17 protein-coding genes are annotated in these 24107 nt (G+C 72.3%); 10 read left to right on the forward strand and 7 right to left on the reverse strand.

The genetic code is table 11. From position 1 onward, the window contains the following. Nucleotides 1–306 precede the first annotated feature (306 nt). Nucleotides 307–1500: an MFS transporter gene (locus ACFXKZ_RS00005; protein WP_379997226.1), complete on the forward strand. Its 1194-nt coding sequence runs from the start codon at nucleotides 307–309 to the stop codon at nucleotides 1498–1500. Nucleotides 1501–1523: 23 nt separating this feature from the next. Further along, complete coding sequence (locus ACFXKZ_RS00010) at nucleotides 1524–1952, forward strand: universal stress protein (protein WP_379994679.1); 429 nt, start codon at nucleotides 1524–1526, stop codon at nucleotides 1950–1952. A gap of 72 nt (nucleotides 1953–2024) precedes the next feature. On the opposite strand, the gene ACFXKZ_RS00015 is transcribed toward ACFXKZ_RS00010, so the two are convergent. The 3 genes from ACFXKZ_RS00015 to ACFXKZ_RS00025 form a co-directional block, all read right to left on the reverse strand. Next, complete coding sequence (locus ACFXKZ_RS00015) at nucleotides 2025–3092, reverse strand: class I SAM-dependent methyltransferase (protein WP_379994681.1); 1068 nt, start codon at nucleotides 3090–3092, stop codon at nucleotides 2025–2027. Nucleotides 3093–3267: 175 nt separating this feature from the next. Then, nucleotides 3268–4161: an alpha/beta fold hydrolase gene (locus tag ACFXKZ_RS00020; RefSeq protein ID WP_379994683.1), complete on the reverse strand. Its 894-nt coding sequence runs from the start codon at nucleotides 4159–4161 to the stop codon at nucleotides 3268–3270. 124 nt (nucleotides 4162–4285) lie between these two features. After that, nucleotides 4286–5905: a DEAD/DEAH box helicase gene (locus ACFXKZ_RS00025; protein ID WP_379994685.1), complete on the reverse strand. Its 1620-nt coding sequence runs from the start codon at nucleotides 5903–5905 to the stop codon at nucleotides 4286–4288. 432 nt (nucleotides 5906–6337) lie between these two features. Here ACFXKZ_RS00025 and ACFXKZ_RS00030 point away from each other — a divergent pair, with 432 nt between their 5' ends. Continuing rightward, nucleotides 6338–7018 (forward strand): ferritin-like fold-containing protein, encoded by a 681-nt coding sequence (locus tag ACFXKZ_RS00030; RefSeq protein WP_379994687.1) that lies wholly within the window; start codon nucleotides 6338–6340, stop codon nucleotides 7016–7018. Nucleotides 7019–7113: 95 nt separating this feature from the next. Here the strand turns inward: ACFXKZ_RS00030 and ACFXKZ_RS00035 are convergent, their stop codons facing one another. The 3 genes from ACFXKZ_RS00035 to ACFXKZ_RS00045 all read right to left on the reverse strand — a co-directional run bounded on the left by ACFXKZ_RS00035 (nucleotide 7114) and on the right by ACFXKZ_RS00045 (nucleotide 8623). Next, entirely contained in the window at nucleotides 7114–7344 is a 231-nt protein-coding gene (locus ACFXKZ_RS00035) for a DUF3107 domain-containing protein (RefSeq protein WP_379994689.1), read from the reverse strand. Nucleotides 7345–7520: 176 nt separating this feature from the next. Next, entirely contained in the window at nucleotides 7521–8159 is a 639-nt protein-coding gene (locus tag ACFXKZ_RS00040) for a TetR/AcrR family transcriptional regulator (RefSeq protein ID WP_126637424.1), read from the reverse strand. Between the two features lie 218 nt (nucleotides 8160–8377). Beyond that, nucleotides 8378–8623, reverse strand: coding sequence for a hypothetical protein (locus ACFXKZ_RS00045; protein WP_379994691.1), 246 nt, complete (start codon nucleotides 8621–8623; stop codon nucleotides 8378–8380). A 341-nt stretch (nucleotides 8624–8964) separates the two neighbouring features. Between ACFXKZ_RS00045 and ACFXKZ_RS00050 the strand changes: the two genes are divergently transcribed. From ACFXKZ_RS00050 to moeZ, 3 genes are all read left to right on the forward strand, one after another. Beyond that, nucleotides 8965–9822 carry an alpha/beta fold hydrolase gene (locus ACFXKZ_RS00050; RefSeq protein WP_379997228.1) on the forward strand — a complete coding sequence of 286 codons (858 nt, stop codon included), beginning with the start codon at nucleotides 8965–8967 and terminating at the stop codon, nucleotides 9820–9822. 10 nt (nucleotides 9823–9832) lie between these two features. Continuing rightward, on the forward strand, nucleotides 9833–11710 hold the full coding sequence (locus ACFXKZ_RS00055; protein WP_379994693.1) for a DUF3152 domain-containing protein: 1878 nt from the start codon (nucleotides 9833–9835) through the stop codon (nucleotides 11708–11710). 157 nt (nucleotides 11711–11867) lie between these two features. Continuing rightward, on the forward strand, nucleotides 11868–13049 hold the full coding sequence (moeZ, locus tag ACFXKZ_RS00060) for an adenylyltransferase/sulfurtransferase MoeZ (protein ID WP_379994695.1): 1182 nt from the start codon (nucleotides 11868–11870) through the stop codon (nucleotides 13047–13049). A 235-nt stretch (nucleotides 13050–13284) separates the two neighbouring features. Here the strand turns inward: moeZ and ACFXKZ_RS00065 are convergent, their stop codons facing one another. Further along, nucleotides 13285–15609 carry a YbhN family protein gene (locus tag ACFXKZ_RS00065; protein ID WP_379994697.1) on the reverse strand — a complete coding sequence of 775 codons (2325 nt, stop codon included), beginning with the start codon at nucleotides 15607–15609 and terminating at the stop codon, nucleotides 13285–13287. A 232-nt stretch (nucleotides 15610–15841) separates the two neighbouring features. Between ACFXKZ_RS00065 and ACFXKZ_RS00070 the strand changes: the two genes are divergently transcribed. The 4 genes from ACFXKZ_RS00070 to ACFXKZ_RS00085 all read left to right on the forward strand — a co-directional run bounded on the left by ACFXKZ_RS00070 (nucleotide 15842) and on the right by ACFXKZ_RS00085 (nucleotide 24077). Then, nucleotides 15842–16186 (forward strand): MGMT family protein, encoded by a 345-nt coding sequence (locus ACFXKZ_RS00070; RefSeq protein ID WP_379994699.1) that lies wholly within the window; start codon nucleotides 15842–15844, stop codon nucleotides 16184–16186. A 255-nt stretch (nucleotides 16187–16441) separates the two neighbouring features. Next, nucleotides 16442–19687: an ATP-dependent helicase gene (locus ACFXKZ_RS00075; protein WP_379994702.1), complete on the forward strand. Its 3246-nt coding sequence runs from the start codon at nucleotides 16442–16444 to the stop codon at nucleotides 19685–19687. Nucleotides 19688–19806: 119 nt separating this feature from the next. Then, a complete protein-coding gene (locus ACFXKZ_RS00080) occupies nucleotides 19807–20523 on the forward strand; it encodes a hypothetical protein (protein ID WP_379994704.1) in 717 nt (238 codons plus the stop codon). 65 nt (nucleotides 20524–20588) lie between these two features. Then, nucleotides 20589–24077: a UvrD-helicase domain-containing protein gene (locus ACFXKZ_RS00085; RefSeq protein WP_379994706.1), complete on the forward strand. Its 3489-nt coding sequence runs from the start codon at nucleotides 20589–20591 to the stop codon at nucleotides 24075–24077. The last annotated feature ends 30 nt before the right edge of the window (nucleotides 24078–24107 follow it).

Below are 24107 nucleotides of genomic sequence, written 5' to 3' on the forward strand. Positions count from 1 at the left end.
GCGCCTGCCCGGCAGCCCGCCGCCCCGGCCGCCCCGGCTGCCCCCGCCGCCCCGGCCACCCCCGCGCCCGGCGCCTGCCCGGCAGCCCGCCGCCCCGGCCGCCCCCGCGCCTGGCCCGGTAGCCCCGCCGCAGGCCCCTGCGAGCGGCTCACCCCGTTGCCAAGGTGGGTGTAGGCTACATTTATTAGCTGAGCTAACAACATTGTTCGGAGGTCTCGGATGCGGTCCCATCCCGAAGGCGCGCCGACCCGGGGCGAAGCCCAGGCCGACCACACCACCCCCAAGCCCGGAATCCTCAAACAGCCCATGTCCGTGTGGGCCACCGCGTTCGCCGCCGTCGTGGCGTTCATGGGGATCGGGCTGGTCGATCCGATCCTGCCCTCGATCGCCAAGGGGCTGGACGCCTCACCGAGCCAGGTCTCGCTGCTGTTCACCAGCTACTTCCTGATCACCGCGGTGGCCATGCTGGTGACCGGATTCGTCTCCAGCCGAATCGGCGGTCGACGCACACTCCTGCTCGGCCTCGCCCTCGTGGTGATCTTCGCCGGCCTCGCCGGCACCTCGGACTCGGTCGGCGAACTGGTCGGCTTCCGGGCCGGCTGGGGGCTGGGCAATGCGCTGTTCGTGTCCACGTCCCTCGCCGTCATCGTCGGTGCGGCGAGCGGTGGTTCGGCCGCGGCGATCCTGCTTTACGAATCGGCGCTCGGGCTCGGCATGGCCTGCGGCCCGCTGCTCGGCGCGGTGCTCGGCGACGCCAGTTGGCGCTACCCGTTCTACGGCACCGCCGCGCTGATGGCGATCGGCTTCGCGCTGATCGTCGGGCTGCTGCGGGAACAACCCCGGCCCGCGCGCAAGATCGGTCTGCTCGATCCGCTCAAGGCGCTCGGACACAAGGGGCTGGCGACCACCGCCGCCGGTGCCTTCTTCTACAACTACGGCTTCTTCACGGTGCTCGCGTTCACCCCGTTCGTGCTGAACATGAGCCCGTATCGCAGCGGCGCGGTGTTCTTCGCGTGGGGTGTCCTGCTTGCCGTCTGCTCGGTCCTGGTCGCCCCGCGACTGCAGGCCCGGTTCGGCTCGGCGAACGTGGCCGCCGCGAGTCTGCTGCTGTTCGCCGCGGACCTGGTGGTGCTCGCGTACGGCTCGACCTCGGTCGTTGTGACCGGTGTCATCGTTTCAGGCGCCTTCATCGGTATAAACAACACGGTGTTCACCGAATTGGCGCTCGAAGTCTCGGACTCGCCGCGACCCGTGGCGAGCGCCGGATACAACTTCGTCCGCTGGTTCGCCGCCGCGGCGGCGCCGTTCCTGGCGCCCAAGTTGGAGGAGCACTTCAACGTGCACGTGCCGTTCCTGGTCGCCGGCGGGGCCTGTGTGGTCGCCGCCGCCGTGCTGTTCGGCGCCCGCCGGATGCTCGCCGGGGTCGACCACCGCGACACCGACACGGCCGCCGACGCGGCATCGCTGAACGCCCCCCGGCCCGTTCCGGCCACCGCCTGAACCGATAGAAGGAAGTGCACGACATGTACGAGCGCATTCTGGTCGCCGTCGACTCCACCCCCGAGGCCGACGACGTCCTGGCGCACACCGCCCGACTGGCCGGCGCGATCGGCGCGGCCGTCCGCGTCCTGCACGTGCAGACCCTGGACGTGGTGGACGGCGGCGGGGTCGGCGGCGTGGTCGAGGACGAGACCGCCGACGCCGCGGTCAAGGTGGTCACCGGCGCCGTCGACACGCTCAAGGCGGCCGGCGTCACCAACGTCGAGGGCTGGACCGAGGAAACCGTGCGCGGCGACGTGCCGAACGCGGTCCTCGACCAGGCCCGCGCCTTCGGCGCCGACCTGCTGATCCTGGGTGCCCGCCGACACGGCGGCGTGGCCAGTCTCTTCCTCGGCAGCGTCAGCGACACGGTTGCGCACCGCTCGGTCTGCCCGGTGCTGCTGATTCCCTGATCGCACACCCCACAGGGCCCGGATGCCGAAGGTCGGCGTCCGGGCTCGACTCTTCCCGGCTCGACTCCCGGCTCAATCCTTGCGGGCCACGAAGTACACGTTCAGGAAGTCGCCCTCCAGGGAGCGGGCCCGCACGTCGGTGAAGCCCGCCTCGGCCAGCTTGGCCCGGGCCGCCTGCTCGCCCCAGACCGTGCCCAGGCCCTCGCCACCCTCGGCCAGCGAGACGGTCATGCAGTAGAAGACGGAGAAGGTGTACAACGCCGGTCCCAGCGGGTGTTCGAGGTTTTCCTCCAGCCTGCTGGACGCGGCGATCTCGCCCATCAGGAACACCCCGTCCGGACGCAGCGCCTCGGCGATCGCGGCCAGCGTGCGGGTCGGCCGGGCCAGGTCGTGGATCACGTCGAACGCGGTGATCAGGTCGTACGAGCCGAGCGGTTCGGCCGCGTCGACCACCACGAACTCCGTGTTGGACAGCCCCATTCGCTCCGCCTCGCGGCGGGCGGCGGCGATGCCCTCGACGGAGATGTCCACGCCGCGGAACCGGCTGCGTGGAAACGCCTGGGCCAGCACGTTGACCGCGTGCCCCTGGCCGGTCCCCACGTCCAGCACATCGATTCCCGCCGCCAGTCGCTCGCCGAGACCGTCCACCAGCGGCACCACACCCGCCACCAGGGCCGCGTCCCAGACCCGGCCCGACTCCTCGGCCTGGAGCGCCTGGAAGCGCGGATAGGCCGAGTACGGCACCCCGCCACCGCGACGAAACGCCGTCACGACCTGCTCCTCGACCTCACCCATCAGCGCCAGGTACTGGGTGAAGCCGGCGAAGTTCTCCGCTCCGGCGGCCCGGGTCAGCGAGGCCGCGTGCTCCGGCGGCAGCCGGTACGTGCCGGATTCCGGGGTGTACTCGACGAACCCGCCGGTGACCATGCCGCCCAACCACTCGCGCACGTAGCGCTCGACCAGCCCGGCGGCCCGAGCGATCTCCTCGCTCGTCGCGGGCGGCATCGCGGCCATCGTGTCGAACAGCCCGGTGCGATGGCCGACGCTGGTCAAAAAGGCCAGACAGCCGTCGTCGAGGATGGTGAGCAGGCGTCCCGCGAAGGCTTCCTGTCGCGCGGGATCGACATCGAGGACGGTCATGGCAACTCCCGATCGGTCGGCTCGACGGAAGCCGCCCCGGGCACGGGCGACGCCCGTATGGGAGAAAGGTCTCCTTTGCCACGCTACGCCCGATCCGATCGAGCCGGACAGCGGTCGATCGGGGCCTTCGGCCCGGGCCCTCGGCCCGCCGGCGAGCCGAGGGACGTCGCCCGGATCAGGCCCGATCCGCGTACACCGCCGCGTCCGTCCAGAAGTCCGCCAGCGCCACCGCGGTGGCGCCCGGGGCCTCCACGTTCGGGGAGTGGTGGGTGCCCGGGATCGCCACGTGCGGGACACCCAGACGCTCGGCCATCTCGGCCTGCCAGGGGACCGGCCAGGCGTAGTCCTCGACGCCGGAGATCACCAGCGCGGGCAGGCCGGCCGCGACGACCGCGGCAAGGTCGGCGACCAGGTCGGGCTCGGAGCGCAACTGTTCGGCCATGGCCAGCAGGCCCGCCGGGACGGTGCCCAGCCAGCGGGCGTGCAGGAACGCGGCGATCGCCGGATCGGTGGGCGGGAGCAGGCCGGCCTCCAGCTCGACCGCCTGCATCGCCTCCCACACCTCCTGGCGGGTGAGCACCGGCAGCACGTCCTCCAGCAGCAGCAGCCGCTCGATCTCGGGCGGGCAGATCGCCGCCGGACCCGTGCTCATCAGGGTCAGCGAGGCCAGCCGTTCCGGCGCGCGCAGCGCCACCGATCGGCACACCAGGCCGCCGTAGGAGTGCCCCACCAGGTGGATGGGCTCGCCCGGGGCCACCGCGTCCGCGATCGCGAGCACGTCGTCGACCAGCGCGTCGCGGGTGTACGCCGCCGGGTCGTCCGGGCCCTCGGTCTCGTACTGTCCGCGTTGGTCCACGGCCACCGTGTGGAAGCCGCGCCGGGCCAGCGGCTCGCCGAGCGCGATGAAGTCCTCCTTGCTGCCGGTGAACCCGGGCACGAGCACGGCGGTGCCCGGCCTCGGTCCGGCGGCCGGCGGGGTGGACTCCAGGACGGCGAATCGTCCGCGCCCGGTCGCCAGGCGACGGGAGCGGACGGTCCCGGGCAAGGTCAGAAAGCGTGGCGTACTCACGCCGTCGAGCCTACTTATCCGCAGGTACGACGACGGCCCCCGCCGCGAAGCGCGGACGTGATCGTCCACACTCCACACCGGAGGCCGTCGTACGAGCGGCCGGGGCCGCCGCCTCTCGTCGAACTCAGCCCTCGTCGGTCGCGACCGCGCCCGCCTCGGCGCCCTCGGGACGACGCCGGGTACGCCGGCGGCGACGCCGAGGCGCCCGCTCGCCGTCACCGTCCGCGTCCGCGTCCGCCCCACCGTCGGCGGGGGCCGGGACGATCACTGCGGTCGGCTCGACGAAGGCCGCGACCGGCGCGCCGGTCGACTCGGCGGCCACGCTCGGCGCCGTGCCGGTCGCCACAGCCGTGGCCACGGCTTCCCCGGCCTCCGCGCCGTTGACCCGACGCCGCCGTCGCGACCCGGGCGCCCGACGGCGGCTGGGCTCGCTCGACTCGGCGTCGGCCGCGGCCGGCCCGGCGGTGGAGGGACCGGACGCGGCCGGACCGCTCCGGCTCCGCCCGCCCGCGCCGCCCTTGCGCCCCGACCCGCCCCGGCTGTTCTTGCCGGTCTCGCCCAGGTCCTCGACGTCCTCCGCGCCCAGCCCCGCACGGGTGCGGTCGGCGCGCGGCAGCACGCTGCCCACGGTGGTGGGGATGTCCAGGTCGGTGAACAGGTGCGGAGAGGTGGAGTAGGTCTCCACCGGGTCGGCGAAGCCCAGGTCCAGCGCCTTGTTGATCAGGCTCCAGCGCGGGATGTCCTCCCAGTCGACCAGCGTCACGGCGGTGCCGGAGGCACCCGCGCGGCCGGTGCGACCGATGCGGTGCAGGTAGGTCTTCTCGTCGTCGGGGCACTGGTAGTTCACCACGTGGGTGACACCCTCGACGTCGATCCCGCGGGCCGCGACGTCGGTGGCCACGAGCACGTCCACCTTGCCGTTGCGGAACGCGCGCAGCGCCTGCTCGCGCGCGCCCTGGCCGAGGTCGCCGTGCACGGCGGCGGAGGCGAAGCCCCGCTCGGCCAGGCCCTGGGCCAGGTCGGCCGCGGTGCGCTTGGTCCGGCAGAACACCATGACCAGGCCGCGCCCGTTGGCCTGCAGGACCCGGGCCATCAGCTCGGGCTTGTCCAGGCCGTGCGCGCGGTAGACGCGCTGCTGGACCGACTTGACGGTGGCGCCCGCGTCGTCCGGCTCCGAGGCGCGGATGTGCGTGGGGCGGCTCATGTAGCGGCGCGCCAGGGTGATGATCTGACCCGGCATGGTGGCCGAGAACAACATCGTCTGGCGGCGGGCGGGCAGCCGCTCGACGATCTTCTCGACGTCGGGCAAAAAGCCCAGGTCGAGCATCTCGTCGGCCTCGTCCAGGACCAGCATCTTGACCTCGGACAGGTTCACGTGCCCCTGTCCGACCAGGTCGAGCAGTCGACCGGGGGTGCCGACGACCACGTCGACGCCCTTCTTGAGGGTGTCGATCTGCGGCTCGTACGCCCGGCCGCCGTAGACGGCGAGCACCCGTACGTTGCGCAGCTTGCCCGCGGCCTGGAGGTCGTTGGTCACCTGCACGCACAGCTCGCGCGTGGGGACCACGACCAGGGCCTGCGGGGTGCGGCCGGCAACCGTGCCGGCGGGCGCGCGACCCGCCTCGATGTCGGCCGCCACCACGATGCGCTGCAGCAGCGGGATGCCGAAACCGAGGGTCTTGCCGGTCCCGGTCTTGGCCTGGCCGATCACGTCACTGCCCGAGAGCGCGACGGGAAGGGTCATCTCCTGGACGGGGAAAGCCTCGACGATGCCGAGCGCTTCCAGCGCCTCGGCCGTCTCCGAAAGTACTCCGAGTTCGCGAAAAGTTGTCAGGGGTCCAGCCTCTTCTGTGTGGTGGGGGCCGTCAGTAGTACCGAAAGCGGGTCGAGACCGAGGCGCCCATCGAAAAAGCGGGGCGCGGCACGGGACCTCTCGCCTTCGGGCGGCCACCCGAGCGGGTCGGTCGGAGCCAGTCGTCCTCCGACCGGGCATCCGCGTTCACTACCACTGTACCCGGCGGCGTGCGGCCGGTGGGGTGATGCTCATTACTGCTTGTCCGGAGATGGGCGACTCCGCCCGGACCTGGCGCCCACGTGACCGCGGTGCGCTCACTACGCTGCGTACTTGTGCACATCGGGCCGCACGGCCCGAAGGAACACGAGCGAAGGGGTGGGCATGAGCGAGGGTACGGAGCCGACGGGGGAGATGCGGGCGGCCGTGATCGAACTGCTCGGCGTGCTCGCGTACGGCGAGATCACCGCCTTCGAGCGGCTGGCGGAGGACGCCAAGATGGCCCCCACCGTCGAGGACAAGGCCGCGCTGGCCGCGATGGCGGTCGCCGAGTTCCAACACTTCACCCTGTTGCGTGACCGCATCGCCGCACTCGGCGCGGACCCGGCGCGGGCGATGGACCCCTTCATCGCGCCGCTGGACGAGTTCCACGTGCACACCGCCCCCGCCGACTGGCTGGAGGGCCTGGTCAAGGCGTACGTGGGGGACGGGATCGCGGCCGATTTCTATCGTGAGGTCGCCGCGCACCTGGACGAGGTCAGCCGGGACCTGATCGTCGAGGTGCAGCGGGACACCGGGCACTCGGCCTTCGTGGTGGACGCGGTGCGCTCGGCGATCGAGCGCGACCCCAAGGTGGCGGGCCGGCTCGCGCTGTGGGGACGGCGGCTGATGGGCGAGGCGCTCAGCCAGGCCCAGCGGGTCGCCGCGGAGCGGGACGTGTTGTCCACCATGCTGATCGGCGGCGGGGCCGGCCCCGGTTTCGACCTGGCCGAGATCGGCCGGATGTTCAACCGGATCACCGAGGCGCACCAGCGGCGCATGGCCGCCCTGGGACTGGCTTCCTGACCGGGGCGCCGGCCACGACAAAGCCCGAGGGTGGGCGATCCGTGTTCGGATCGCCCACCCTCGGGCTCGTGCGGTGCCGCGTGCGACACCCTCGCTCAGGCGTTGGCGCCGAAGCCGACCTTGCGGGCCGAGGACTCGCCGATCTCGACGTAGGCCAGCCGGTCGGCCGGCACGATCACGCGGCGGCCCTTCTCGTCCGTCAGGGACAGCAGCGCCGACGTCCCCGACAGCGCGTCGGCGATGGCCCGCTCGACGTCCTCCGGGTTGTCCGTGCTCTCCAGCACCAGTTCCCGCGCGGCGTGCTGTACGCCGATCTTGATCTCCACGGCTGTCCCTCCGGCCTTGAAATTCTGGAGATCGGCGCCGCGAGACTCGCGGGCCGTACCTTCCCCAGCAGGCTAGTCGAGAGCCGGGGTCACCGAACGCCATGACGGGTACGCCCAACGCGAACGCCGGACGGGAACAAGATCGTCCCGGCGTCCGTATCCGCAGGTCCGCCCGCTCAGTGCGGCGGGTCGTCCTTGCGCGGGAAGCGGGAGATGCCGCGCCAGGACAGCGACGACACCAGCTGCGACGCGGCGTCGCGCGGGATGGTCGCGCCGCGCGCGATCCAGTAGCGCGCGGTGACCTGCGCCATGCCGGTCAGCCCGATCGCCAGGAGCATCGACTCCTCCTGGCCGAGGCCGGTGTCCTCGGCGATGATCTTGCTCACCGCGTCGGCGCACATCTCGCTGACCCGCTCCACCCGCTCGCGCACGGCGCTCTCGTTGGTCAGGTCCGACTCGAAGACCAACCGGAACGCACCGCCGTCGTCGTCGACGAAGGCGAAGTAGGCGTCGACCGTGGCGGCGACCCGGAGCTTGTTGTCGTGCGTCGACTCCAGCGCCCGCCGCACCGCCGCGAACAGCGCCTCGCAGTGCTGGTCGAGCAGCGCCAGATACAGCTCCAGCTTGCCGGGGAAGTGCTGGTACAACACGGGCTTGCTGACGCCGGCGCATTCGGCGATGTCGTCCATCGCGGCGGCGTGGTAGCCCTGCTTGACGAAGACTTCCTGGGCGGCGCCGAGGAGTTGCGTTCTGCGCGCGAGCCGGGGCAGCCGGGTGCCGCGAGGACGGGGGTCCGCATCCTGGATGGCTGTCACGGGGCTCCTCAAGGTGTCGCTCAACGTGTCGCGGACACCGGATGGTTCGGTGATCCGGCGGGTCTTTCCACCACGTCATCCTACTTTCGGGTAACCCAGGGCGTAAGTTTCGTGGCGCAACGAAACAGGATCCCGCGCCTTCGATACCCCCCGCAAGGGGGCGCGTGAGGTGCGCGGACCGCCCGCGCGAGCCCCGGTCGGCGGGGTGATCGGGGCGGTCAGCGGTAGTCCTCGTCCTCCGCGTGCCCGACCCCGCGGCGCTGCTCGGTGGCGTCCGCGGGATCCACGCCGTCGGGCACCGACCCCCACACGGGCTCCTCGTCCCCGTCGTCCGCCACCACGGAGGTCTGCTGCTCCACCGCGTCGGGCACCGGGATCTCGGGGTCGTCGACCGTTTCGTCGGACACGTTGGCGTCACCGAGCGTGACGTCCTGGAACTCGGGGGTATCGTCGATTCCGTACATACGGCCTCCCTGCCCGTGCGGACCGCCGGTATTCGGTGTTCCCGCATGTCTTCGTGAGTGTGCGCAAAACCCCGCATGTCCATGATCCGCCTCGAAAACGCTGCCGCACTTTCGGGATCGATGTCGAAACGTGATGTGGGAAGCGTTTAGAGTGACGTCATGAAACCGGGCAAACGCGCCGAGACCACCCTGCCGAGCGAAGACGGTCGGGGCATCACCCCTTCCGTCCCAGTGATCGTCTCGTAATATTGCCCACCGTGACGACCCTGAGCCCCGCAAGCGACGCCGACCCGACGCCCTGGCCTGCGCGAACGGTCGAGGTCGGGAGCGGTAGCGAGGTCGTGGTGCGCCGCGACGCGCTCGGCGACGGCGACCTGCCGCCCGCGATGATGATCCACGGGCTCGGCGGTTCGTCGCTGAACTGGACGGAACTCGCCGCCGAACTGCGGTCGGATCTTTCCGTCGAGCTGATCGACCTCCCCGGATTCGGATACTCCGCGCCGCCGCGCAACGGCGACTACTCGATCTCCGCGCACTGTCGTGCGGTCGAGGGCGCGATCCTGTCGCTGCGCAAGGGCCCCGTGCATCTGTTCGGCAACTCGATGGGCGGGGCGGTGGCCACCCGGCTCGCCGCCCGGCGGCCGGACCTGGTCCGCACGCTGACCCTGATCTCGCCCGCGCTGCCGGACCTGCGGGTGCGCCCGTCGGTGGTGCCCACGGCGCTGCTCGGGGTGCCCGGCGTGGGCCGCGCGCTGTTGCGGATCAGTCGGAACATGACACCCGAGGAACGCACCCGGATGTCGATCGCGATGATGTACGGCAACCCGGGCGCGGTCGGCGAGAAGGCCTTCGCCGACGCCGCGGCCGAGTACCGGCGCCGGCTCGAACTCCCGTACATGATGGACGCGTTCTCACACTCGACCCGATCGGTGATCGGGGCCTACCTGGAGCGTGGCAGCCGGGCGCTGTGGCGGCAGGCGGCCGAGGTGCGGGCGTCGACACTGCTCGTCTACGGTCGTCGGGACCGACTGGTCGACCCGCGGATGGCCAAGCGGGCCACCGAGACCTTCCCCGACGCCCGATTGCTCGTGGTGCCCGACTCCGGGCACGTGGCCATGCTCGAACACCCCCGCGTGGTGGCCCGGGGTTTCCGCGAACTACTCGACGGGGCCCTCTCGCCGTCGAACGTGGTGGGGTGAACGCAGACTCATGGGACGTCATTCGGGCGTGCAGACGAGCGTGCAGTACGGCGGCGAGGAGCTGCCGGACGACGGACTCTCCGGCGGCTACGCGGCGGTGCCGCAGCAGGGCGACTACGGACAGGTCCACGAGGGCGGATACGCCGGCGGCTGGGCCGCCGGCCCGACCGACACGTCGTATGCCTCCGGATACGTCGAGCAGGACACCGGCTACCACGGGTACCCCGTGGATCAGGGCTACGGCGGATATCCCACCGACGGGCAGCACACCGGGTCCTACGGCTACGAGGCCGTGCAGCACGGCTGGGAGCACCCCGCGCCGGCGGTCGACTCCGGCACCTGGGCGGCGGTCGGGACGATGCCCGGCGCGCCCGCGCACTGGGACGACCCGCTGGAGCCCTACGACGCGCAGCCGCAGACCGGTGGCTACCCCGCGCAGAACTTCGCGGCCGGCGGGTACGGGACCGACACGTTCGGCGCGCCCGCGTTCGACACGGGCACGTTCGACACCGGCTCCTTCGGCGGCGACGGCTACGCCACGGGCGGCTACGCGGGTGTGGGCCATGCCAACGACCTGTACGCCGCGGACGCCTACCAGAGCGGGATGCACGCCGCGGTCGAGGTGCCCGCCGCCGCGCCGACCTACGACACCACCACGTTCGAGCCGCAGAGCTTCGTCGGCTACGGCTACGACACCTCGGGCGGATACCCGGTCGTGGCGCCGGTCGAGGATCCGGCGGTCGACGCGCTCTACGACCTGCCCGCGGAGCCCGCTCGGATCGATCCGCCCGGAGCGGGGCAGTACGCGATGGAGGCCGAGTCGTGGGTCGGCTCGGGGCCCGAACTCGACCTGGAACAACTCTCGTTCGCGACCGAGCCGGGCGACGACTTCGCCGACGCGCAGCCCCTGCACGTCGAACCCGAGCCGGAGCACGGCTTCGAGCCGGACACCGGCAACGCCCCGCCGCGAGGTCGCGCGCAGACCCGCAAGGCGAACCGGCCCGCGCCGCGCAAGGGACGGCGCACGCTGGTCGCGGCGGGCGGCGTCGTGGTGACCGGCGCGGTGCTCGCCGGCGCGGTCGTGCTGCAGATGCCCGACGAGGGCACGTCGACCCAGGCGTCCGGCGACGACCAGGCCGCGCCGGGCGCGGGCCACCGGCCCACCGACCAGGCCGCCTCGCGGGGTTCGGAGCGGGACCCGGTCGCCCCCGGCAGCGCCTCCGCGCTGCCGCTGCCCACGCCCCAGTCGCCGACCACCACCGACCAGCTCACCCTGCGCTTCCCGCTGGATCCGAAGCTGGGACTGGGCAACAAGTTCGACACCGTGCCCGGCAAGGAGGCCGCCCCCGGCCCGGGGCGCAAGTACACCTACGCGGTGGAGATCGAGCAGGGCCTGCAACTCGACGGCGAACTGTTCGCCACCACGGTGCAGAAGACGCTGAACGACAAGCGCAGTTGGGCGAGCGGCGGACTGACCTTCGAGCGCACCGACAACTCGCCGAAGGCGGACTTCGTGGTGCGGCTGGCCAGCCCGGGGACGGTGCACAAGACGTGCAGCCCCCTGGTCGGCGACACCAGCGAGGACAACGTCTCCTGCGACGCGTACGGCACCCGGTGGGTGATGATCAACGCCTGGCGCTGGGCCCAGGGTTCGACCGCCTACGGCGACGACATCGTCGGCTATCGGCAGATGCTGATCAACCACGAGGTCGGCCACCGGCTCGGACACAACCACGAGAAGGCGTGCGGCGCGGGCGGCATCGGGGCGGGCCTGGCTCCGGTGATGATGCAGCAGACCAAGACCCGGGTCGCGAGCGAGGGCTCGATGAAGGGTGAGACCTGCGAGGCCAACCCGTGGCCGTACCCGTCGGGCAAGCTCACCAAGTAGTCGCATCCCGGTCCGCCGGGCGCCCTTGCGGGTGCTCGGCGGCGCTGCCGCACACGCATCTCACGGACCGGACCCGGTGCCCGGGAATCGGGACGAGCGTGACACTGTTGCGGTAGGAAAAGAGCCGAGATTAGACAGTCCGACCATCGGAGTTTCCGTGTCGCAGCTACCACCTCTGGTCGAGCCGGCCGCCGAGCTGACCGTCGACGAGGTCCGTCGTTACTCGCGCCACCTGATCATCCCCGACGTCGGGATGGCCGGGCAGAAGCGGCTGAAGAACGCCAAGGTGCTCTGTGTGGGCGCCGGTGGCCTGGGGTCGCCGGCGTTGATGTACCTCGCCGCGGCGGGTGTCGGCACGCTCGGCATCGTCGAGTTCGACACCGTCGACGAGTCCAACCTCCAGCGTCAGATCATCCACGGGCAGAGCGACATCGGCCGCTCGAAGGCCGAGTCCGCGCGCGACTCGGTCAAGGAGATCAACCCGTACACCGAGGTCGTCCTGCACGAGGAGCGGCTCGAGGCCGACAACGTGATGGAGATCTTCGCGCAGTACGACCTGATCGTCGACGGCACGGACAACTTCGCCACCCGCTACCTGGTCAACGACGCCTGCGTGCTGCTGAACAAGCCGTACGTGTGGGGCTCGATCTACCGCTTCGACGGTCAGGCGAGCGTGTTCTGGTCCGAGCACGGGCCGTGCTACCGCTGCCTGTACCCGGAGCCGCCGCCGCCCGGGATGGTCCCCTCCTGCGCCGAGGGCGGCGTGCTCGGCGTGCTGTGCGCGTCGATCGGGTCGATCCAGGTCAACGAGGCGATCAAGCTGCTCCAGGGCATCGGCGAGCCGCTGGTCGGCCGGCTGATGATCTACGACGCGCTGGAGATGACCTACCGCACGGTCAAGGTCCGCAAGGACCCCGAGTGCGCGGTCTGCGGCAAGAACCCGACCGTCACCGAGCTGATCGACTACGAGGCGTTCTGCGGCGTGGTCTCCGAGGAGGCCCAGGAGGCCGCGCTCGGGTCCACGATCACGCCCCGGCAGCTCAAGGAATGGCTCGACGCCGGCGAGAACATCGACCTGATCGATGTGCGGGAGCCGGGCGAGTACGAGATCGTGCAGATCCCGGGGTCGCGGCTGGTCCCGAAGAACGAGTTCCTGATGGGCCGCGCCCTGGAGGACATGCCGCAGGACAAGCGGATCGTGCTCAACTGCAAGACCGGTGTGCGGTCGGCCGAGGTATTGGCCGTGTTGCACGCCGCGGGCTTCAAGGACTCCGTGCACCTCGGTGGCGGCGTGATCGGTTGGGTCAACCAGATCGAGCCGGAGAAGCCGGTCTACTAGGTCCTCGGGGCCGGACGGCCGTGGCGTTTGCCCGGCCTCCGGCCGGGGGTTGTCCTCAAACGCCGGACGGGCTGGGAGTTGGCTCGGCTTGGTGAGGTGCGTGCTGTTTGGGGGTCCTGCTGTTTCGGGTGTCCTCAAGCGCCGGACGGGCTGAAATTTGGCCCGTTCGGCGCTTTTGGGTTGCGGAGATGCTTTTGGGTCGTGGGAAGCATTCGGTTGCCGGAGGTACCGGCGCTCAGATCGCCTGTTTGCGTTGTAGGTGGGTGAAGGCGAGCCAGCCGGGGAGGACCGGGAGCCAGAAGGTCAGGAAGCGGTAGAGCAGGACCGCGGCCGTCGCGGTTTCGAACGGCAGGCGTGCGGTGCTGGTCAGGCCCGCGATCAGGGCCGCCTCCACCGCGCCGATGCCGCCCGGCGTGGGCGCGGCCGAGCCGATCGCGTTGCCCGCCAGGAAGACCACCGCGATCGCGGCGAAGTTGGCCGAGCCGCCGAAGGCCCGCACGCTGGCGTCCAGACACAGGATGAAGGTCAGCGTCAGCAACACCGTGCCGCCCAGGCCCGCCGCCAGCTTGGTCGGCGTCTGCAGCACGTCGAGCAGCCTCGGCACGATCCCGGAGAACAACTGGCGCAACTGTTTGACGATCCAGCGCCGCAGCGGCGGTACGGCCATCACCAGCAGGGTCACCAGGGCCACGACCAACAGGCCCGCGATCACCGCGCCGGACGGCGCGAAGGACGGCGTCTCCGCGGTGCCGGCGATGTAGCCGAAGAAGGCCAACAGGCCGACGTGGAAGACCAGTCCGCCGAGTTGGGAGACCCCGACGCTGGCCGCGGCCAGGGTGGGCGGAATCCCGGCCTTTTGCAGATACCGGGTGTTCAGCGCGACGCCGCTGACCGCCGGCGGGGCGACCAGCTTCACGAACGAGCCAGCGAGTTGCACCATTGTGGTGCGATACAGCGACAACCGCTCCGGTACGTAGCCCAGCAACATCAGCGCGGCGCACACATAGCTGAGCGAGGCGGCCAGCAGGCCGATCGCCGCCCAGCCCCAGTTGGCGCTCGCGAAGATCTCGCCCAGATCGACGTGGCTGAGCTGGGACAGCAGGAAGTAGCCCGCGAACGCGCTCGCCACCACGGAGACCAGGGTGCGTGCGCGCACGCGCTCCAGGCGCACCGGCTCGACCTCGGCCTGGGGGCGCAGTTCCAGGATCTGCTCGCGGATCCGGGAGAGCAGGTTCTTGTCCTTGCGCAGCACCGAGCGGGTGCTGCGGCTGAGCGCGACCTTTTGCAGCAGCGGCAGGCACGCGGCGACGGTGTCCGCGCCCAGTACCTCGGCGGCGGTGTGTACGGCGCGCTCCTCGCCCACCCGCAGCGCCACCGTGGTGAGCAGTTGCGCGGTGTCGATGCGCAGCGCCAGGTCGCTCGACGCGATCTCGCCGGCCCGCAGGTCCACCAGCCACGGCTCGCCGGAGCCGTCCACCAGGATGCTCTCCGCGACCAGCCGGCGATGGGTGAGCCGGTGTGCCTGGAGCAGGCCGAGCAGTTGCCACACCCGGGCCAGGAGTTCGTCGGTGATCTCCTCGTCGTCGAGCGTGTCCAGGGTGCGGCCGGGCACGTGCGCGTAGGCCAACAGCGCGGCGTCCGGGCCCACCTCGGTGGTGGCCACCAGGCGCGGCGCGCGCACGCCGGCGTCGGCGCACGCGTACGCCATCAGCGACTCCTGTTCGAGCGCGCGCCGGGTGGACAGCACGGTGCGGCGCTGGGTGACCCCGCGCAACACCAGCCGCCGGTAGAACCGGTAGATCGCGCCGGACGCCTGCTGGTCGCGGTCGAGCACGGTCACGTCGAGCAGGCGGTCGTCGGCCAGCCGGACCGCGTAGCGGCGGGTCTCCTCGGGACCGTCGTCGGTGCGTACGCACGACAGCGCGACCAGGCCGAACCGGCGCAGCGCGGCGACCACCGACTCGGCCGGCGGGCGGGTGTTGGGCAGGCCGACCGCGTACAGCGTGGCGTAGGCGATGGTGCGCCCGAACAGCACGCTGGTGAGCAGCGCGACGGGGGTGGTGTAGCCGCCGACCAGCACCGTTGCCGCGTTCAGCAGAAGCAGCGTCCAGACCACGAGTTGCCAGCGCGGTCGGCGCACCAGGCCGACCGCGGTGACGTAGGCGACGATCGGCGCGAGATAGCCGTGCACCGGATCGGTCCAGCCGGTCTGCGGCAGCGGCAGCGGGCGGGTGAGCGCGTCGCGCAGCGCCTCGGGGCCCGGGCCGGTGATCCACCAGTCCAAACCGAGCGAGGCCAGGTAGGTGGCCGCGGCGGCGATCACCCCGTCGGCGACCCGCAACCCGTCCCTGCTGATCAGGCGTTCGATGCCGTAGGCCACCGGCACCACGAGCACCGCGACGGCGAACACCCCGCCGGACAGGTTGAGCAGCAGGTGCGGCGTGCTGTTCTGCGCGCCGCGCACGATGTCCGATTCCAGGCCGGAGGTGGTCTGGCGGGCGATACTGGCCAGGAAGAAGACCACGCCCAGGGCGAGCACGCCGAGCAGGACTCGGATCAAATCGGACGAACGGTGTACCCGCAGGGGTTGTGAGGGCTCGACGACGAGGGCGCGCCCGTTCCCGGGGGCACCCCTCGCGAATGTCTCGTCATGGTCTCGTATCACCCGTCACCGCCGCGTCGATGGTGCCACGACCCGTGCCCCGGTTCGCGCCCGGCCGCGCCGAAGTGCGGCCGAAAGGGGATCGGCGGCCGTCGGACCAGGTGTCCGACGACTCTGTCACCATGTGCGGATGAGTGACCCTAACCCCTTCGCCGAGCGGGTGCTCGACCTGGTCGAGCGCATTCCCGCCGGGCGGGTGATGGCGTACGGGGACATCGCCGAGGCCCTTCAGGACGGCGGTCCCCGGCAGGTCGGCCGGGTGATGGCGCTGTACGGCGGCGGGGTGCCCTGGTGGCGCGTGGTGCGGGCGGACGGCTCACTGCCGCCGAGCCACGCGGTGCGCGCGCCGAAGCACTACCGGGCCGAGGGCACCCCGCTGCGCTCCGGCGGCGAGCGGGTGGACATGACCCGGGCGCGCTGGACGCCGGACCCCGAGGACGTGCCGCAGGAGCCGGAACTTCCCCCGATTCCCTGACGATCGGGGACGAACCGGGGCGCCGTGCCGGTGCTCGGGGCGCCCGCGATGCGGGTGTGCTCCCCGGGCGGGAGAGCCGGATGTGATCTGATGGGCAACGGCCGCGCCCTGCCGACCGGGGCGCGGCCACCCTCTCCGAGGTCGCGACCCGGTGCCGCGCCCGGCGACGTCCGCCCGGCACGGCCCGTGTGACGCGGCCGGCCCGGCCCGAGCAGCAGCAGGATTCGACGGCGACCCGAAGGCACCCCCGGCCAGATGACCACCCCGACCCCGGCGTACCGGCTGCGACGTACTCCCGTGGCCCCGCCCGCGCCCGTGATCCCCGACGCCTACCAGCGGGCGGTGATCGAGCACCGGGGCGGCCCGCTGCTCGTGCTCGCCGGTCCCGGCACGGGCAAGACCACCGTGCTCGTGGAGGCGGTCGCCGAGCGGGTCGCGCGCGGGATCCGGCCCGAGGAGATCCTGGTCCTGACCTTCGGCCGCAAGGCGGCGGGGGAGTTGCGCGACCGGTTGACCGCCCGGCTGCGCGCGGCCGGCGCGCGCACCGCGACGGTGCCGACCGCGACCACGTTCCACTCGTTCTGCTACGCCCTGGTGCGCGAGCACCAGCCGGCCGAGTTGTTCAGCTATCCGCTGCGCCTGCTCACCGGCCCCGAGCAGGACGTGTTCGTGCGTGAACTGCTCGCGGGCGGGGTCGAGGAGGGCAGCCTGACCTGGCCCACCGAACTGCGCGCGGCGGTGGGCACCCGCGGCTTCGCCGACGAGGTGCGCGCGGTGATCGCGCGCAGCCGCGAGATCGGGCTCGACCCGGACGCGCTGGCCCGGTTCGCCGAGGACACCGGGCGCCGGGACTGGCGGGCCGCGGCCGACTTCCTGGCCGAATACCTGGACGTGATCGACGCGCAGGGCGTGGTGGACTACGCCGAACTCGTGCACCGCGCGGTGCTGCTGGCCGAGCAGCCGGAGACCGCCGCGATCCTGCGCGGGCGCTACAAGGCGGTGTTCGTCGACGAGTACCAGGACACCGACCCGGCACAGGTGCGCCTGTTGGCCGCGCTCGCCGGGGACGGGCGGGACCTGATCGCGGTGGGCGATCCGGACCAGTCCATCTACGCGTTCCGCGGCGCCGACGTGAACGGCATCCTCGACTTCCCGCACCGTTTCCCGCGCGCCGACGGCGAGCCCGCCGACATCGTGGTGCTGCGCACCTCGCGCCGGGCACCGGCCGGCCTGCTCGCCGCCTCGCGCGTGGTCACCCAGCGCATGGCGCTGAGCCGGCTGCCGGCCGACCGGGTACGCGCGCACCGCGAGTTGATCCCGTCGGTGTCGGGAGCCGAGGATCCGAGCCGGGTCGAGGTGTACACGTATCCCACGCCCGGCGCCGAGTTGGACAACACCGCCGACATCCTGCGCCGCGCGCACCTGGAGGACGGCGTGCCGTGGGGGCGGATGGCCGTGCTCGTGCGCTCCGGCGCCCGCTCGATCCCGGGCCTGCGCCGGGCGTTGTCGGCCGCCGGGGTGCCGCTCGAGATCGCCGGCGACGAGTTGCCGATCGCGGCCGAGCAGGCGGTGGCGCCGCTGCTGACCGCGCTGCACGTGGCGGCGGACCCGACCGTGCTGGACGCGGAGACCGCGCGTGGGTTGTTGCAGTCGCCGCTGGGCGGGCTCGACGCGGGTGATCTGCGCCTGCTCGGGCGGGCGTTGCGGGCCGAGGAGCGGGCGGCGTCGGCCGCGACGGTGACCGGCACCCGGCCGTCGGCCGAGTTGATCCGGGACGCGCTGGCCGCGCCCGAGCAACTGGTCGGGATAGAGCAGCGGGTCGGCGGCGGCGCGCTGCGGCTCGGTCTGCTGATCCGCAAGGCGCGCGAGGTGCTGGCGGGCGGCGGCACCACCGAGGACGCGCTGTGGGAGTTGTGGCAGGGCACCCCGTGGCCGGGCCGGCTGGAGCGCGCGGTGTTGCGGGGCGGTACCGCCGGGCGCAACGCGGACCGCGATCTGGACGCGGTGGTGGCCCTGTTCGAGGTGGCGGCCAAGGCCGAGGAGCGGGCCGGCCACCGGGGGGCGCTGAACTTCCTGGCCGAGTTGAAGGCCCAGGAGATCGCGGGCGACCGGCTCGACGACAGCGCGCTGCGCGGCGAGGCGGTGCGGCTGCTGACCGCGCACCGGGCCAAGGGCCTGCAGTGGCGCCTGGTGGTGGTGCACGGGGTGCAGGAGGGCCTGTGGCCGGACCTGCGCCGACGGGGTTCGCTGCTCGAAGCCGACCGGATCGGCTCGGACGGGCTGGCCGAGCCGCTCTCGCCCGGCGCGCTGCTCGCCGAGGAGCGGCGGTTGTTCTACGTCGCGGTCACCCGGGCGCAGGAGCGGCTGGTGGTGACCGCGGTCGACTCCAGCTACGACGACGGCGATCAGCCCTCGCGGTTCCTGGAGGAGCTGGGTGTGCCGCCGGTGGAGGTCAAGGAGCGGCCCCGGCGCCCGCTGTCCACCTCCGCGCTGGTGGCCGAGTTGCGCTCGGCGGCGGTGGATCCGCTGGCGCCGGCCGTGCTGCGCCGGGCCGCCGCGCGCCGGTTGGCCGCGCTCGCGGATCTGCGTGACGACGAGGGGCACGCGCTGGTGCCGGCCGCGCACCCGGACCGGTGGTGGGGCCTGGTGGCGCCGACCGACCCGGGAGTGCCGATCCGGGACCCGGCGGACGCGGTGCGGCTGTCCGGCAGTTCGGTGGCCAAGGTGCGCGACTGCGCGCTGAGCTGGTTCCTGGGCAGCGAGGTGCACGCCGAGTCGCCACGCTCGGCGGCGCTCGGGTTCGGCAACGTGGTGCACGCGCTCGCCGACGAGGTCGGCACGGGGGCCACCGCGGCGGAGCTGCCGGTGTTGATGGACCGCCTCGACCGGGTGTGGGACGCGTTGGCGTTCGACGCGCCGTGGCAGTCCGAGCAGCAGAAGGACGAGGCCCGCACCGCCCTGGAGCGGTTCCTGTCCTGGCACACCAACGAGCGACACCGCACCGTCGCGGCCACCGAGCACGGCTTCGAGGTCGAGCTGACCGCGGGGGAGTACCGGGTGGTGGTCCGGGGCTCGATGGACCGGGTCGAGCGCGGCGAGGACGGGCTCGCGTACGTGGTGGACTTCAAGACCGGCCGCAGGCCGCCGACCCGGACCGAGGTCGAGGGGCATCCACAGCTCGCGGTGTACCAGGTGGCGGTCGCCAACGGGGCGCTCGACGACCTGCCCGGCTTCGCGGACGGCCGGCCCGGCTCCGGCGGCGCCGAGCTGATCCAGTTGCGTTCGGCGGACAAGGGTGAGACCGGGCAGCCGGTGGTGCTCGCCCAGGACCCGCCGCTGCCCGACCCGGACGGGGGTACGTGGGTGGGTGGCCTGCTCGCCGACGTGGCCGGTCGCATCATCGGCGAACGGTTCACCCCGACCGCGGGATCGCACTGCGACCGGTGCGATTTCCGCCGCTGTTGCAGTGCCCGTCCGGAAGGTCGGATGACGGTCGAGTAGCCGGATCGCCGGTGCCCGGCGATACCGGGCGGGGGTGGTGGGACGTGCGGATTTTGCCATCGCCATACTCGTGCGCAGGAACCCCGCTCCCGGGTTTCGGTCCCGCATCAAGGAGTTTCGTGCGCACTTCACGCATGGCCGTGATCGTCCCCGTCGTCGCCCTCGCCCTCGTCGGCCTGACCGCCTGCGGCGGCTCGGAGCAGAAGTCGAACGCGGGCACCGACGCCAAGGCGTTGGCCGACGAGGCGCAGCGACTGCTGAAGTCGGTCCCCGACTTCAAGATGGTCGGCAGCGGGCAGGACGAGGAAACGAAGATGGAGATGGACCTGTGTATCCGCAGCGGTGCGGACATGCAGGGCACGATGACGATCGACGGCAACCGTGTCGAGGTGATCTTCATCGGCAAGGACCAGTACATGAAGGCCGAGGCGCCCTTCTGGAAGATGATGATGGGCGAGTTCGTGCCGACGGGCATGCTCGACGAGGTCGTGTCGAAGATGGCCGGCAAGTACCTGAAGTCCCCGGTCGACGAGGAGGACGACGGCGTCTCGTCCATGACCGACTTCTTCGACGGCTCCACCGACGGGGTGACCAAGGGTGAGCCGGTCAAGATCGACGGCGTGAAGGTGATCCCGCTCAGCAAGAAGGACGACGAGGGCGAGACCACCACCCTCTACGTCCAGGAGAAGGGCAAGCCCTACCCGTTCATGGTCAAGTCGGAGGGCAAGAACAACGCCACGGCGAAGTTCACCAAGGGCAAGCAGAAGTGCGAGCCCACCGCTCCCGCCGAGTCGTTCACCAAGGAAGACCTGAAGGGGCAGTTCAAGGACGCCTGACCGGCGCCAGGCATCGGCCCCGCACCGCGACCGTTCCTGTCGCCGTGCGGGGCTAGTCTTCCTCGGTGCACGCCGTACTGACCGACCCGGACGACCTGTGTCGGCTGCTCGGGATCCCCTTCACCCCGGAGCAGCTGGACGCGGTGCTCGCGCCGCTCGCGCCGGGCGTGATCGTGGCCGGGGCCGGGTCGGGCAAGACCACGGTGATGACCGCCCGCGTGGTGTGGCTGGTGGGCACCGGACAGGTCCGGCCCGACCAGGTGCTCGGCCTCACCTTCACCAACAAGGCCGCCGGCGAGCTGGCCCAGCGGGTGCGCAAGGCGATCGGGCAACTGCGCGGCGGCGAGATCCCGGCCGACGAGGACGCCGGTGAGCCGACCGTGTCCACGTATCACGCGTTCGCCGGCCGCCTCCTCCAGGAGCACGGCCTGCGGATCGGCCTGGAACCCTCGGCCCGGCTGCTCGCCGACGCGACCCGCTTCCAGCTCGCCGCCCGGGCCGCGCGCACCGCCCGCGGCCCCTTCCCCACGCTCACCGGCCGACTGCCCGACGTGGTCGCCGCCGTGCTGCACCTGGGCGGCGAGCTGGCCGAGCACCTGGTGTCGGTCGAGGAGCTGCGGGAATGGGACCGGGCCTTCGTGGCCGAGGTGGAGGCCGCCGCCAAACCCTCCGCCGCCGCCCGCAAGGCCGCCGACGCGGCCCGCAACCGGCTCGACCTGGCCCGACTGGTCGAGGCGTACGCGCGCGCCAAGAGCGGGCGGGACCTGCTCGACTTCGGCGACCAGATCGCCTACGCCGCCCGGATCGCCGGCGAGCGGCCCGAGGTCGGCGAGATCCTGCGCGACACCTACCGGGTGGTGCTCCTGGACGAGTACCAGGACACCTCGGTGGCCCAACGCGTGCTGCTCCAAGGCCTGTTCGGGCTCGGCCACCCGGTCACCGCGGTCGGCGACCCGTGCCAGGCCATCTATGGCTGGCGCGGCGCGTCGGTGGCCAACATCCACGAGTTCCCGGTGCACTTCCCGCACCGCGACGGCAGCCCCGCCGCCCGCTACTCGCTCTCCGAGAACCGGCGCAGCGGCGGCCGGATCCTGAGCTTCGCCAACGACCTGTCGGCGCCGCTGCGCACCCCCGAGAGCGGGGTGGAGGCGCTGCGCGCGGGGCCCGGGGCCGAGCACGAGGGCTGGACGGTCGCCGCGCTGCTACCCACCCACGCCGAGGAGATCGACTGGCTCGCGGACCGGATCGGCACCGCGATCGGCACCGTCCTGGACAAGAACGGCGCCCCGATCACCGCCGGGGACGTCGCGGTGCTCGCCCGCACCGCCGCCGACTTCGCGGACATCCACGCCGCCCTGGTGCGGCGCGACATCCCGGTCGAGGTGGTCGGGCTGTCCGGGCTGCTGCACCTGCCCGAGGTGGCCGACCTGGTGGCGACCTGCGAGGTGCTGGACGACCCGACGGCCAACTCCGCGCTGGTGCGACTGCTGGCCGGGCCGCGCTGGCGGATCGGGCCGCGCGACCTGGCCCTGCTCGGGCGCCGGGCCGCCGAACTGGTCCGGGTCGAGCGGGCGGGCGCCGACGACGCCGACGCCCGTCTGGAGGAGGCGGTGGCCGGGATCGACCCGACCGAGGTGGTCTCGCTCTCCGACGCGCTCGCCGACCCCGGCGAGCAGTACCCGTTCTCCGCCGAGGCCCGCCGCCGGTTCGCCCGGGTGGCCACCGAGATCCGCGATCTGCGCCGGCACCTGGGCGAGCCGCTGATGGACCTGCTGCACCGGGTGCTCGCGGGCACCGGCCTGGAGGTCGAGCTGTCCGCCTCGCCGGGCGCGCTGGCCGCACGCCGCCGGGAGACGCTGCACACGTTCCTGGACGTCGCGGCGGGCTTCGCCGACCTGGACGGCGACCCCTCGCTGACCGCGTTCCTGGCCTTCCTGCGCACCGCCGCCGAGCACGACAAGGGCCTGGACGGCAGCCTGCCCACGGCCGGCGACTCGGTGAAGGTGCTCACCGCGCACAAGTCCAAGGGCCTGGAGTGGGAGGTGGTCGCCGTTCCCGGACTGATCGACGGCGTCTTCCCGAGCGTGCGCACGCAAACCAAGTGGATCACCAACGGCCGGGCCCTGCCGCACCCGCTGCGCGGCGACGCCGCCGCGCTGGCGGTGCTGCCCGACCTGACCCCCAAGGGCTTCAAGGCGTTCGACGCGGCCATGCGCGAACACCAGGAGACCGAGGAACTGCGCCTGGGCTATGTCACCTTCACCCGGCCCAAACAACTCCTGATCGGGTCCGGACACTGGTGGGGCCCCACCCAGAAGAAGCCGCGCGGCCCGTCCGACTTCCTCACCCGACTGCGTGACCACTGCCTGGCGGGCAACGGCACGGTCGAGGTGTGGACGCCCGAGCCCGCCGAGTCGGCCAACCCGCACCTGGCCGACGTCGTCGAGCACGCCTGGCCGCTGCCGCTGGATGCGACCGCGCTGATCGAGCGCCGCCGGGCGGCCGACGCCGTGCTCGCGGAACTGGCCCGGCGCGAGGCGTCGCGCCGGGTCGACCACGCGGCCGAGCATCCGTCGGTGGAGCCGGAATTCGGGCCGGTCCGGGGGTACGACGAGCAGGTGCCCGTCGAGGCCTACGAGGCGTATGTCCCGGACGACCCGGAGCAGGACGCGCCGCCGCCGGAGGAGGAGCCCAGGCCGCCGACCGACCCGGGCCCCGGGCCGGAACCCGAACCCGAGCCCGGCCCCGGGCCCTCGCTGCCCTCGCCCGATCACGACGACGCCGCCGAGCACATGGACGAGGTGCGTGCCGGGCACCCCGTGGTGGAGGGCCCGGCGCCGGGGTTCCACCCGGGGCCGACCCCGGACGAGCTGGCCCTGATCGAGTCGTGGGACCGGGACCTGATCCGGCTGGCCGAGGAACTGCGCCGCGGCCGGTCCGGGGTGCGCGAGGTGCCGCTGCCCGCGACGTTGACCGCGTCCCAGATGTTGCGCCTGTCCAACGACCCCGACGGGCTCGCGCGCGAGCTGGCCCGGCCGATGCCGCGCCCGCCCGCCCCGGCGGCCCGGCGCGGCACCCGCTTCCACGCCTGGGTCGAGTCGCTGTTCGGCGAGCGTCCGCTGCTCGAACCCGACGACCTGCCGGGCGCGGCCGACGAGGAGATCACCGACGAGGCCGACCTGCTCGCGCTTCAGGAGGCATTCCTGCGCACGCCCTACGGTCGGCGCGCCCCGCACCGGGTCGAGGCGCCCTTCCAGCTGTTCCTCGGCGGCCGGATCGTGCGCGGCCGGATCGACGCGGTCTACCGCGAGGGGGACGGGTTCGAGGTGGTCGACTGGAAGACCAACCGGGTCCACGACGCGGACCCGCTCCAGCTCGCCGTCTACCGGCTGGCCTGGGCCGAATATGCCGACATGCCGCTGGAGAAGGTATCGGCGGCCTTCCTCTACGTGCGCTCCGGGGAACTCGTCCGGCCCAGGGGGCTGCCCGGCCGGGACGAATTGGAACAGTTGTTCCTGGAAGCCGATGAACCGGGCGACGATCCGGCGCGTTGATCCGGAGGAAACCCGGCAACGGTGAGGATG

Origin of the sequence: Embleya sp. NPDC059237 (assembly GCF_042754105.1) — a bacterium.
Lineage (GTDB): Bacteria > Actinomycetota > Actinomycetes > Streptomycetales > Streptomycetaceae > Embleya.